This window comes from Agrobacterium sp. 5Ca50 (genome assembly GCF_055381905.1).
Genome location: NZ_AP026438.1, coordinates 3152027 through 3165115, shown reverse-complemented (window position 1 = coordinate 3165115; position 13089 = coordinate 3152027). Strand labels below are relative to the sequence as shown.

The 13089-nt window shown below is 55.0% G+C and carries 10 protein-coding genes; 2 read left to right on the top strand and 8 right to left on the bottom strand.

What is annotated here, in order from left to right:
* Position 1: 1 nt before the first annotated feature.
* Positions 2-1183 carry a 1-deoxy-D-xylulose-5-phosphate reductoisomerase gene (locus ACZ5FM_RS15295; protein ID WP_464039150.1) on the bottom strand — a complete coding sequence of 394 codons (1182 nt, stop codon included), beginning with the start codon at positions 1181-1183 and terminating at the stop codon, positions 2-4.
* 153 nt (positions 1184-1336) lie between these two features.
* On the opposite strand from ACZ5FM_RS15295, the gene ACZ5FM_RS15290 reads away from it, so the two are divergent.
* Both ACZ5FM_RS15290 and ACZ5FM_RS15285 read left to right on the top strand, forming a co-directional pair.
* The gene (locus ACZ5FM_RS15290) at positions 1337-2044 is read left to right on the top strand and encodes a phosphatase PAP2 family protein (protein WP_250984311.1); all 708 of its coding nucleotides are present in this window, start codon (positions 1337-1339) and stop codon (positions 2042-2044) included.
* Between the two features lie 24 nt (positions 2045-2068).
* A complete protein-coding gene (locus tag ACZ5FM_RS15285) occupies positions 2069-3313 on the top strand; it encodes an FAD-dependent oxidoreductase (protein ID WP_464039149.1) in 1245 nt (414 codons plus the stop codon).
* Positions 3314-3322: 9 nt separating this feature from the next.
* Here ACZ5FM_RS15285 and ACZ5FM_RS15280 read toward each other — a convergent pair whose 3' ends face one another.
* The 7 genes from ACZ5FM_RS15280 to ACZ5FM_RS15250 are packed head-to-tail and all read right to left on the bottom strand — an operon-like array spanning position 3323 to position 13012.
* Complete coding sequence (locus ACZ5FM_RS15280) at positions 3323-4480, bottom strand: glycosyltransferase family protein (protein ID WP_464039148.1); 1158 nt, start codon at positions 4478-4480, stop codon at positions 3323-3325.
* Complete coding sequence (locus tag ACZ5FM_RS15275) at positions 4477-5724, bottom strand: glycosyltransferase (protein ID WP_464039147.1); 1248 nt, start codon at positions 5722-5724, stop codon at positions 4477-4479. Before ACZ5FM_RS15275 ends, ACZ5FM_RS15280 begins: the two co-directional genes overlap by 4 nt.
* A gap of 59 nt (positions 5725-5783) precedes the next feature.
* The gene (locus ACZ5FM_RS15270; RefSeq protein WP_259149583.1) at positions 5784-6992 is read right to left on the bottom strand and encodes a glycosyltransferase family protein; all 1209 of its coding nucleotides are present in this window, start codon (positions 6990-6992) and stop codon (positions 5784-5786) included.
* A gap of 60 nt (positions 6993-7052) precedes the next feature.
* A complete protein-coding gene (locus ACZ5FM_RS15265) occupies positions 7053-8228 on the bottom strand; it encodes an ABC transporter permease (RefSeq protein ID WP_192490369.1) in 1176 nt (391 codons plus the stop codon).
* Positions 8225-9223: an ABC transporter permease gene (locus tag ACZ5FM_RS15260; RefSeq protein WP_192490368.1), complete on the bottom strand. Its 999-nt coding sequence runs from the start codon at positions 9221-9223 to the stop codon at positions 8225-8227. The genes ACZ5FM_RS15265 and ACZ5FM_RS15260 overlap by 4 nt, the downstream gene beginning before the upstream one ends.
* 1 nt (position 9224) lies before the next feature.
* Positions 9225-11126, bottom strand: a complete 1902-nt coding sequence (locus ACZ5FM_RS15255; protein WP_464039146.1) for an ABC transporter substrate-binding protein — start codon at positions 11124-11126, stop codon at positions 9225-9227.
* Entirely contained in the window at positions 11123-13012 is a 1890-nt protein-coding gene (locus tag ACZ5FM_RS15250; RefSeq protein WP_464039145.1) for an ABC transporter ATP-binding protein, read from the bottom strand. Before ACZ5FM_RS15250 ends, ACZ5FM_RS15255 begins: the two co-directional genes overlap by 4 nt.
* Between the last annotated feature and the right edge of the window lie 77 nt (positions 13013-13089).

Sequence of the window (13089 nt, the reverse complement as noted above, 5' to 3'; positions counted from 1 at the left end):
CTCAGGCGGCCTTTTCTGTTTGGGCGATGTAATCTTCAGCCAAAATACGAGCATGCTGGTCTGCCGCGATAATGTCGTCCATGCTATCCGCCGTGCGCCCGTCAGACATCCGGTCCATCGCAAACTCGACCGCGTCAGCCATGTGCAGGAAACCGATTCGGCCTTCAACAAAGGCGTGGAAAGCCGTTTCGTCAGCAGCACTCAGCACTGCGCCCTGTACGCCGCCACGTTCCAGAGCGGTGCGGGCCAGACGCAATGCCGGGAAGCGTTGTTCATCGGGCGCTTCGAAATCCAGCTTGGCAAGTTTGGCGAAGTCCAAACGATCAACGTTGAGCGGCGCGCGCTCCGGGTAGGTCAGAGCATAAGAAATGGCGGTGCGCATATCCGGGCAGCCAAGCTGAGCAATCACCGAACCATCGTGGTAGCTGACCATAGAATGTATGATCGACTGCGGATGGATGATCACCTCGATCTGTTCAGGCGAAACATCGAACAGGAATTTCGCCTCGATCATTTCCAGCGCCTTGTTGAACATGGTGGCGCTGCCAATCGAAACCTTCAGGCCCATTGACCAGTTGGGATGCGCTTTGGCCGCTTCCACCGTCACACCAGCCATCTGCTCCTTGGTCCAGGTTCGGAATGGTCCACCGGACGCAGTCAGCAGAATACGCTCCAGTGATTGGCGCGGATTTCCTTCAAGGCACTGGAAGATGGCGCTATGTTCGCTATCGACAGGGATGAGCTTGCCGCCGCCCTGCTTGATTGTGCGAATGAACACATCACCTGCCGACACAAGGCATTCCTTGTTGGCAAGTGCGATGTCAGCGCCGCGTTTTGCTGCTGTGATCGTTGGGGCAAGACCGGGTGTTCCGGCAATGGCCGCCATAACCCAACTGGCATCCATCTCGGCTGCTTCCGTCAGGCCATTTTTCCCAGCCGCAACTGCAATACCGGTGCCGGCAAGCGCCACCTTCAGCGCTTCATATTTTTCATCATTGGCGGTGACGGCCAGCTTTGCACCAAATTCCTTGGCCTGCGCTGCCAGCAGCTCGACATTGTCTGCTCCGGTCAACGCCAGTATGTCGAATGCGTCACGGCCGCCGAGTTGGCGCAGAACATCGAGAGTGCTGGTGCCGATAGAGCCTGTCGAGCCAAGTATTGTCAGGCTGCGTCGTGTGGTCATGCCGGGTATCATCGTTGCAATCCGGTATCTTTTACGTTGTGATGGCTCTACCTGCGAAAACAGGACGGAACAAGAAGAAACCATCGCCATTGTTTTCCTGAACGGCGAAAGCCATATGCTGAAGAGCGATAAGGTCAGACCAACAGGAGTTGCATGAACAGATTTATTGTTTCCAGTGGTTGGGTGTTTCTGGCGTCTATTGTCCTGGTTCTGGTTTTCATGCCGTTTGATGCCGCTCTGTCCGAGAGAGCGCAGGGCTTGCCGGGCAGGGTTGTCGGCTTCAACAGTGCCATTACCGATCTCGGTACATTTCGGTGGATGCTTTATTCATCGGGTTTGGTGATCATTATCGCCTTCATTGCCGGAAAGGTTTATCGCAACAGTACCTATGTCGGGAAATTACGGACGGGTTACCGGCTGTTTCTATATTTCTTCCTGACGATTGCCTCTGCCGGAATTCTGGTCCATCTGCTCAAGTTTCTGATCGGTCGGGCACGACCGGAGCTTTTTAGTGAACTTGGTGCGTTCAGCCTTACACCTTTTGCAGGTCAATGGTCTTACGAGAGTTTTCCATCTGGCCATTCCACGGCTATCGGTGCGCTGTGTGGTGCGCTTGCCATGCTGACCCCGCGTCTGCGGCCGGTCTTTCTCCTGCTTGCCCTCATCATCGGAATTTCACGCGTCATCGTTGGGGCGCATTATCCGAGCGATGTCGCTGCCGGTCTGTTGCTTGGTGTGTGGACGGCCATGGCCTTTGCCTTTATCTTTGCGCGTTACAACTGGTTGTTCCGGTTTGATGAGAAGGGCTGGCCACAGCCCAAATCCGTTTTTGCTGCGAAAACGGCCGATAGGGCGCAGTGACTTGCAAGACGTCTGGGGAGTGGAATGAACGTTCAGCAGAGCCTTTCCGATAATCCTCCAGCCGTGCGGCATTTGGAAACCACTGTTGCGATTGCCGGTGGTGGACCTGCGGGAATGATGCTGGGTTTGCTGCTTGCGCGCGCTGGTATTGACGTCACTGTGGTTGAAAAGCACGGCGATTTCCTGCGCGATTTTCGTGGCGATACCATCCATCCATCAACGCTTGAGGTGATCGAGCAGCTTGGTTTCATCAAGGAATTTCTGCAGCTACCGCATACGCGAGCTGAAAAGCTGCATGCACAGATCGGGGATGACACCATCACCATTGCCGATTTCTCATGGTTGCCGGTCAAGAACCGCTTCATTGCTTTCATGCCGCAGTGGGATTTCCTGAACTTTCTGGCAGGCAAAGCAGGGCAATACGAAAACTTCCGTTTGTTGATGAATGCGCCTGTGACTGGCCTGTCGATAAAAGACGGTCGCGTTTGCGGGCTGGAGGTCTCAACACCGGAAGGCGATGTTGTCATCAAGAGTGCGCTTGTCATTGGCGCCGATGGTCGAAACTCCGTCGTGCGAGACAAGGCCGGCCTTCAGGTTGAACGGTTTGGTGTGCCAACCGAAGTCTTGTGGATGCGACTTTCCAAACAGCCGGGTGATCCCAACGAGACGATGGGACATGCTGGCCCCCAGCAAGGTCTGGTGTTGATTGATCGCGGTGACTATTGGCAATGCGGTTTTGTGGTGCGCAAGGGTACATTTGCCGAACTGCAACATAGGGGCATCGAAGCATTTTGGGATGCAGTTGCGTCTGTCAGTCCTCTGCCGAAGGACAGGATGCGGGAAATTGCGTCATGGGATGATGTGCATCTACTGACCGTGCGGATCGATCGTCTGAAACGCTGGTGGCGACAAGGTCTGCTTTGTATTGGTGATGCCGCCCATGCCATGTCGCCGATTGGCGGTGTCGGGGTCAACCTTGCCATTCAGGATGCGGTTGCTGCCGCCAATATCCTGACACCTGCACTGAGTACCAGAGGTACCGTCTCAGATAATGACCTTGCAGCTGTTGAAGCACGACGCTCTTTCCCGACCAAAGCTACGCAAAAATTGCAATTGATGATGCGCAGCCGACGAAAGGCACCGAAAGCGAACGCGGGCAAACCATCGGGACCGCCAGGTTTTGTAAAGGCGATCATCAAATTCCCGCTTCTTGCCCATTTGGCCGGCCGCTTGATCGGCCTTGGTTTCCGGCGGGAAAAGCTGAAATAGGCTATACCGTCAGCGCGATTGATAGAGCTTGTGCAGAATTGCAGCGGTGCCTTGCGCACCGTTGAGATCAAGGTTCTGACTATCAGGTGATGGAAGCGCCAGTGCCTGTCTGATGGCATCTGCCATGGCCGGGCCGGAGATTTGGTCTTCCTGCAGGACATGGGCTAGCTGTAACTTCGCCAGCCGCTCGGCACGGGCGCCCTGTTCGGTTTCACCGCCGACAGCGAAGGGAATAAGAAGCGAGCGGCATTTTGCCCGCAAAATATCGCAGACCGTATTATAGCCCGCCTGAGAGACCGATAGTTTTGCCGCTGACAGCAGGCTTGGAAAATCTTTGCGGAAACGGAAAACGGAAACCTTGTCACTGGCCTGAGCGGAAATCGCGTCGAAGTCTGCCTGCGGCATGTTAGGGCCTGTTATCAGGCACCAGCTGTTTACATCGTCAACGATGTTTGACGCTTCCAATGCACTTTTGATGAGTTCCGCACCGACGGCGCCACCGCCTGCGGAAACGACCACGTCATACTGCTCTGTTGGTTCTGGCGGCGGTTCAGGGGCAACGAGGCCAGTGTAAACCACGCGTGCGGAAATCTCGTGCGCGAGCGGGAACGTGTCCTCAAGCTTAACGAAATTCGGGTCGCCATGAACAAGAATGGTGTCGAAGTGTTTTTTGACGAGTTCGATTGTTTCTTCGTCACGGCCCGGTTTGTTGCGTTCCTGTAAGATATCGCGCAGCGACGTCATCAGCAGTGGGCGTGGCCGTGATTGTTCGATGGCTTGCAGCAGTGGCAAAAGCTCAAACCGTACCTGCCGTCGACCGAACGGAAAGGCCTCGATAATAACGATATCCGGTTTCACCTCTTCGAAGGTGTTTAAAAGCAGGGTGGTGCGCAGCTGCTTGAAGCTGTCATCGACCGCCTTACCGTTGATATCGACCAGACCGGAAAAACCGCTATCGCCAACGGCAATCGGCGGCAATGCCACATGCTTCAAACCGTCAGCCGGAAAACCGGGTACTGGCAGACCGCCGGTGACCAGCGTCACATCAAAACCGTCTCTCTGCATGGCGTTGGCGACGCGACTTGCCCGCGCAATGTGACCGATGCCGAGCAAATGCTGGACGTAAAATAAAACGCGTGGTCCCGGCGTGGCGGTTTCTTTGGTCATACGCCTTTTTCCCACTCTTGTTCGAACAGGGATTTGAGATGGGCAATGCTGGTATTGTTATCGAATGCGGTGCGCACTTTCTGCTCGGCGGCAGCACCAAGTCGTGCGCGCAGGGCGGGATCCGTGATCAAGGTATGTAGTGCTGTGGTGAAAGCGGCGACATCTTCCTGATTGGTCAAAAGGCCGTTTTCGCCTGAAATGAAAAACTCCGGGATGCCTGAAATGTTGGTAGAAAGACAGGCGAGCTTCTGGCTAGCAGCCTCAACCAACACGTTCGGCAGACCGTCGCGGTCACCATCCTGCGTGATACGGCAGGCAAGTGCGAAGAGGTCGGCTTTGCGGTAATGGTCCAGAACCTCCTTCTGATCCATCGCGCCTTTCCAGGTCACCCGGTCAGCAAGTCCAAGCGAGTTTGACAAAGCCTTGAGGCTTTCCAGCTTCTCACCACCGCCGATGTGAACGAGTTGCCAGTGCAGAGAAGAGGGCAATGAGGCCAGGGCTTTCAGCAGAATATCGATGCCCTTTTTCTCGACGGCGCGACCTACGCTCAAAATGGTGATCGGCTGGGCAGCATCGGAGCCGTCATTGGCTGGACGGTCGGCATCAAAATGCGGAAAACGTGTCAGATCCAGCCCGTGATAGCTTAAGTGCACTGTGTCCTTCTGCCGGGCCAGATTACGCAAATGCTCATAACCGCTGGCGGTGCAGGTAACCGCCCAGCGCGCGCTGTTGAGCTTGCCCGAGAGATCGCGGTCGTTGGACGTCCAGATATCCTTGGCATGGGCAGAGATCGTCCAGGGAATATCCGTCAGAAGGTGCGTATAGGCGGCGACGGAGGCGGGCGTATGAATGAAATGCACATGCAGCCATCCGCCATTGTCTGGCCACTCGGCAGCAAGAACGGTTGCCTGACCAAAGCGGCGAATGCGGTTGCGGTTCACGTCATGGCGAAAATCGCACAGAAAGCGTTTGAAGGCTTTGCCAAAACCACGACGTTTGCGGCAGGCCCAAAGCGCCCGCAAAACCCTTATCGGTTCTTCATGCAGATACTCCGGCAGGTAAGAAACCGGAGCCTTGATTTCATCATGGACAGGATGGCGTTTCTTGTCGGTAGGACGCCGCATGGCGACCAGTTCCAGCTCCAGCCCGGCTTTCTCCAGCCCAAGCAATTCCTGTGCAATGAACGTCTCAGAAAGCCGCGGATATCCCTTCAAAAGGACGACGATTTTTTTCTTGTCGCTCAAGCTCTTACAATCTCTTTTTCTCGGAAGGCTATCGGCTGTTTTGTGGTATTCAAAAGCGCTTAGCCTGTCGCCTTGGCGGCGTTGATGTCTTCGCTGGCATGCAGCCATTCTGCTATTCTGCGCGAAATGTTCTGCAAACCATCGAGCTGCAGGTTCTGGGAGTTTGCAGAGGGCGGCTGTCTGTGTGGCAGGGCCTTCAGCGCCTCTGCCATAAGCTGAGGATTTTCTGCTTCTTCCGGCAACAGCATGTCCAACAGGCCCAGCTCCTTGGCGCGGCTGGCGCGGATCAGCTGTTCTTCGCGGGGCACGACGCGCGGCACGATAAGAGCCGGTTTGTCGAACGAAAAGATTTCGCAAACGGTGTTATAGCCACCCATCGAGACGACGGCCTTCGCGCCAGCAACCAGATCTTCCATACGGTTGTCGAACTGGATGATTTCCAGATGCGGAATGTGGGCAGCCTTGCTCAACAGCCTGTCGCGTTGCTCGGTCGGCATGTAGGGACCGAGAACAACAAGAGCCTTGTGAGTGAGTGTCTTGTCATAGTCATAGGCGTTCAGAACATCATCAATCAGTTCGCTGCCATCACCGCCGCCGCCGGTGGTAACGAGGATGTAGTCATCCTTGGGGCGAGGGTTGTCGATTTCACTTTGCGTTTGTGATCGTTGCAGGAAGCCAACGAACTCCATGCGATCGCGTACAGCTTGCGGCACGTCGAGGCCATTGAGCGGATCGTGGAAATCGGGCGGCCCGTAGACCCAGACATTGTCGTAGAATTTCGCAATCTTGTTCATCACATCATTGCGTTTCCATTCGGCATCAAGAAGCTGTGGCGCATCCATGACGTCGCGTAGGCCAATGACCAGCTTCGTGCCTTGCGATTTCAGATATTCAAGTGTTTCCTCAACTTCGCCGCGCAGGCCCATCGGCTCCTTGTCAACGATGAAGACATCCGGCTGGAAGCTTTCTGCGGTGTGGCGAATGATCGACCGGCGCATTTTCAGCGTGTCCTGAAGGTCGATATGACGATCCAGCGACGTGTATTCGCCATTGCGCAGCTTGATGATACTGGGAATTTTGACGAAATCGACGCGGGCGCGATAATCGAAAGCCCCGGCTATCGTGGCGCCGGAAATGATCAGCACGTTCAGGCCACGGTAGTCTTCTACCAGCGCATGGGCAATCGTGCGGCAGCGGCGCAAATGGCCAAGGCCGAACGTATCATGACTGTACATCAGGATGCGTGCATCGTTCAGACGGGATGTCACTGAGAATGCCTCATGGTGTTTGGACAGATGATGGCGAGTTGCCGGACTACCGGTTTTTGCTTATTTGAAAGGATCTGCAGCATCTCGTAGACCGTCACCCAGAAAATTGAAAGCCAGTATCACAAGGACAACCGGTAGCGTTGGTAGCAATAGCCAAGGATATAACGCAATAACGCTGACACTGCGCGCCTCAGTGAGCAGAATTCCCCAACTTGTGATCGGAGGGCGCAAACCAAGGCCGAGGAAGCTGAGGGCAGTTTCGCCAAGGATCATGCCGGGGATAGTCAGTGTTGCAGAAGCGATAAGATGCGACATGAAGCCGGGAATAAGGTGCAGGCCAATAATGCGGCGGGTGCTTGCGCCCATCAATTGCGCAGCAAGAACATAGTCTTCTTCGCGCAATGCCAGCAGTTTGGAGCGCACCGCTCGTGCAAGTCCCGTCCAGTCCAACATGCCGAGAATGACGGTGATGCCGAGATATACAAGGATTGGGCTCCAGGTGACCGGCATGATTGCGGCAAGCGCCAACCACAGCGGAATGCTTGGAATGGACTGCAGAACCTCGATGATCCGCTGAACGATCAGGTCGAATACGCCACCGCGATAACCGGCAAGACCGCCAATCACAATTCCGAGAATGAAGCTCATGGTCACGCCAAACAGGCCGATTGTGAGCGAGATGCGTGCGCCGTAGATAATGCGCGACAGCACGTCACGCCCCAGCCGATCTGTTCCCAAGAAAAAGAACTCGCCGTCTTTGGCAGGGCAGACCAGATGCGTATTGGACTCGAAAAGCCCCCAGAACCGATAGCTGTCGCCACGGCAGAAGAACCGTAGCTGCTGAATGTCGTTGGGGTTGTCAGTATAGACGCGTTTTAGATCTTCCATTTCCAGCGACATGGTCCGTCCGTAGACGAAGGGACCAATAAATTTGCCGTCATGGAACAGATGCACGCTTTGTGGTGGCGCGTAAATCTGCTCAACATTTCTGGTGTGCAAATTATAGGGTGCCAGAAACTCCGCAATGATGATGGCGAAATAGGCCAGTATCAGAAAGATGCCGGAAAACAGCGCCAGCTTGTGCTGTTTGAACTGCCACCACATCAGCTTTAGCTGTGAGGCCCGTGCAATCCCAGCCATGCCGCTGGTGTTCGGTTCGACGAGATAGGGATCGAATGGCGCGGTTGATACATAATGCTGCAACGGTTCACCGGGACCGGGAATAGGCGCGCTCATTTATGGCTCCCTCCGCCCAGGCGAATACGCGGATCAAGGATGGCGAGTGCAATATCCGACACCAGAACACCGATGACCGTCAGGAATGCCAGGAACATCAGGAATGACCCGGCCAGATACATGTCCTGACTTTGCAGCGCTTTGATGAGCATCGGTCCGGTGGTTTCCAGAGACAGCACGACGGCGGTGATTTCCGCGCCTGATATGATCGATGGCAGGATGGAGCCGATGTCGGAAATGAAGAAGTTGAGGGCCATGCGCAGCGGATATTTGGTGAGAACGCGAAACGGGTGCAGGCCCTTGGCGCGGGCGGTGACGACATATTGTTTCTGCAACTCATCCAACAGGTTGGCGCGCAGCCTGCGGATCATGCCAGCCGTTCCGGCGGTGCCAATGATTAGAACCGGGATCCACAGATGTTCAAGAATGGATTTGAACTTGGCCCAGCTCATCGCCTGACCGAGATATTCGCGGTCCATTAGATGGCCGATCGATGTGCCGAACCAGATATTGGCGAAATACATCAGAATCAACGCGAGCATGAAGTTGGGAATGGCAATGCCAAGCAGACCGAGGAATGTCAGGCCGTAGTCACCCCAGCTGTATTTGTGGGTTGCCGAGTAGATGCCGATAGGGAATGCGAGAATCCAAGTGACGATAATGGTCACGAATGAGACGAGAACCGTCAACCAAAGACGGTCACCAACCACGTCACTGACCGGCAACTGGTATTCGAACGAATAACCGAAATCACCAACCAACATGCCCGATACCCAGCGCAGATAGCGGATCGGGGCGGGCTGGTCAAAACCGTAGCGGATGCGAAGGTCTTCGATTTCCGCCATGTCGGCGGTCTCGCCCATGGCGCGGACCTCTGCGACATAACTTTCAAAATAATCGCCGGGTGGAAGCTCGATGATCGTGAAAACCAGCATGGAAATCAGGATCAGCGTCGGGATCATGAATAGGATGCGGCCGAGAATATAGCGCAGCATATTATGCCCCTTCCCCGTACCAGAATGTATCGGGCATATAGACACCAAGGTAGGATGTCGGGTCGTAACCGAACAATCCCTTCGACGGAATGTTGTTTAACCGCGATGAATGCACCAGCGGTTGCAGCGCGCCATTCACGGTGCCGATCGAAAAGACCTGCTGCGAATAAAGTGACAACATCTGCTGCCAGATTGCGGTGCGGTCTTCGAGCGTAGTGCTGGTTCTCCACTGCTTGAGAAGTTGCAGCAACTGGTTGACCTCGGGTAGATCCGGCGCTTTGCCCTCGCGGCCGCCAGACAGGTAGTGCACGCCCCAGAGTGGCCATTGCAATTGATCTGTGTCGGTGGGAGCAAGACCTGATGGCAGCATTTCCGCTGTCGGAATGCCATTGTCCATGCCCATCCACACGGCCATCGTCACTTCGCCACCCATTGCGCGGCTGCGGAACACGTCGCGCTGTGTAACGCGGACAGAAAGTGAGATGCCGACGTCTTTCCAGTGATCGGTCACCAGTTCCATCACGTCGGTTTCGAGCGTGCTTTCACCTGAGGATTCGACAACGATATGGGCAGGACGACCATCGGGCAGCAAACGTATGCCGGATGAATTTCTGGCCTGGAGACCCGCTTCATCGAGTAGTGCATTTGCTGCCTCTGGATCAAACTGCGCCCAGGCTTGCGCAAATTCCGGCTTATAAAGCGGGCTTTCCGGCAGCACTGTGTCAGAGCTTTCTGTGCCCAGACCATAAAAACAGGCCATATTGATTTCGTGGCGATTGATGGCGATCGACAAGGCGCGCCGCACCCGAACATCCTGAAACAGTGTGCGCCATTGGCTGTCACCGCAGGTCAGGTTTGGCAACAGTGCAATTCGCGATCCTTGAGTACGCTTCCACAGATTGACCTTGAGAGGGTAACGGTTTTCCGCATCCTTCAGGAATGTGTAGTCGGAGAAGTCCAGGCCGAGCAGCTGCAGGTCACTGTCACCGGATGCGGTTTTGGCTGCGATGATTTCGGACGAGGAAACGTTGAGGACAAAACGGTCGAGATAAGGCAGCTGCAGGCCGTTTTCATCGATGCGATGATAATAGGGATTGCGCTCAAAAACGAACTGTTCGGCTGGCGGCGCAGTCAGCGGACGCCAAGCGTCCAGCGTCGGTAGATCAGGGTTTTCCGGTCTGTTCTGGCGCGACATCTTGATGTGGAGGCCGCTCCAGTCATCAACCTTGTTTTTCTTGATAAGGGCCGCAAGTTTTTCAGGTGTCTGGTACTTGCTGTGGAACTGCTTCATGTAGGCGGAAGGCAGATAGAGGCGTGCCGGTGATGGTGCCGCCAGCTTGGCAAGAAAGTCCGGATTTACCCCCTGCCAGGTATAGCGCACCGTCAGTTTGTCGATAATTTCGACGGTTGGTGGCTGGTCATGCACCTTTAGGTCGATGGGCGGGCCGCCCTTATGGATTTCCTTGTTCAGCGCCACATCTTCCCAGAAATAGCGGAAATCCTCTGTCGTGAAGTCACTGCCATCGGACCATTTATGGCCTTCGCGCAGATGCAGGGTGAAAATGCGTCCTTCGGATATATCGTAGCTTTCGAGAATATCAGGCTGGAAACTGAACTTTTCGTCGTAACCAACCAGACGGGCATAGGCATTGATCGGCATAAGGCGTGTATCGCGCTGCCCACCAATCAACATGCGCACTGAACCGCCGTGTTTTCCGGGCACGCGGCCAAGTGATTTTAAGTCGAGGACGCGGGGATTTTTTGGCAGACGATTGGCAATGTCAGGCAGTTCTCCGGCCTGTACTTTCTGCTTGAGGCTTTCCGGTTCCACCAGCGCTGCACGGACGGTCGCCGGGACAAGAGCCGAAGCAAGCAGCATCAAGGTGGTGCGCCGGGTTATCATGAGCGCAACTCCGTTACGTCGACATTGCGGTTGGCAAGCACGACATGTCCATTGCCCAGGTCAGCGGGCGCGAGACCGTGGCTGCCTTCCGACTGGAACTGGCGGCCCCAGCTGGCACGGTTGGTAAAGCCCGATTTTCCAAGTTTGGCATAGTCCAGCGGACGATCCAGATCAGGGAAGGGGACTGCTGTCAAAAGTGCCTTGGTGTAAGGGTGAACCGGGTTCTGCATCAGGATTTCACGCGGCGCGATCTCGACAATGCGGCCGTCGCACATTACGGCAACGCGGTCAGCCATGTAGTCGACCACGGCCAGATTGTGGGAAATGAAAAGATATGTCAGCCCCAGATCCCGCTGCAAATCCTTCAATAGATTGAGGATCTGCGCTTGTACGGAAACGTCAAGCGCTGACACAGGCTCGTCGCAGATCAGCAGTTCAGGCCCCAGTGCCAGAGCACGGGCGATGCCAATTCTCTGTCTTTGGCCACCGGAAAAACTGTGCGGGTAACGATTAAGGGCACTGTCACCAAGTCCGATGGCTTTCAGCAGCGCACGCACAGCTTCTTTCCGAGTGCTGGCATTGCCGCGATTGTGGATTTCCAGCGGTTCACTCAAGATATTGCCGACAGTCATGCGTGGTGACAGCGAGGACACCGGATCCTGAAACACCATCTGGATTTTGGTACGCAATGTCTTGAGGTCATCGCCGGAGGCATTCAGCACATCGATATCGCCGGTATCATCATGGAAGGTGACGCTGCCGGCATCGGGCTTTACGGCACGCATCAAAATCTTGCTGACGGTGGTTTTGCCACTTCCGCTTTCCCCCACCAGACCGAGGCATTCTCCGAGACGAATATCAAAACTGACATTTTCGACGGCGAGGGTTTTGGTCGCAGCGGCTTTTTCAAACCAGCCGGCTTTGCGAATGGTGAAAGACTTTTCGATGTTATCCACCGAAAGCAGGACGCCGTCCTTCTTGTGTTGCTTTGTGGTGCTGCGCCCGATCAGGCTGTGTTTGTCGATAGTGACTTCACGCAACGCCTTCAGCCGTTCTCCCGGCTTCATATCGAAATGCGGAACGGCCGCCATCAGTCCCTTGAGGTAAGGATGGGACGGTGAGCGGAAAATCTCGTTGACCGGGCCGGCCTCCATGATCTCACCCTGATAAATCACGGCCACTTCGTCGGCGATATTGGCAACGACGCCGAGATCATGGGTGATGAGCAACATGCTCATGTTGAGACGTTCCTGAAGGTCCCGTAGCAATTTGAGGATTTGTGCCTGGATCGTCACGTCGAGAGCCGTCGTGGGCTCATCGGCAATCAACAGGGCCGGGCGGCAGATCAGTGCCATCGCAATCATCGCTCTTTGCCGCATTCCACCCGATAGCTCGAACGGGTACATGTTGCAGACTTTGGCCGGGTTAGAGAAACCCACCAGATCAAGTGTATCGAGCAATGTTTCGTAACGCTCTTTTGGCGAGAGCGTCGTGTGAATTCTCAAGGCCTCATCGATCTGATTGCTGATTGTGTGCAGGGGCGAGAAGGATGTCATCGGCTCCTGAAAGACCAGGCCGATACGGTTGCCGCGGATGGAGCGCATTTCTCGCCCATCTTGGGGAAGCGATAACAGATCGACCGGGCCTGCGGATTTCTCAGTGTCATTAAACAGGATACGGCCGCTGGTGTGTGCTGTTCTTGGGTGCAAACCCATGATGGTCTGGCCGAGAACGGACTTTCCGGAACCGGATTCTCCGACCAGTGCGGTGACCTTGCCTGGCAGAATACGCAGGCTGACATCGCGAACGGCATCTATGGTTCCACCCATCAAAGAAAACGAGACGCGCACATTTTCAACGCGCAGCAAATCGACGCCTGTTTTCATGCCAATGGGTTCCCTGTCTCGATCCTTTTGTTTACCTGTAATACGAATGGGTAATCAGGATGTTACAGTCACGTTAT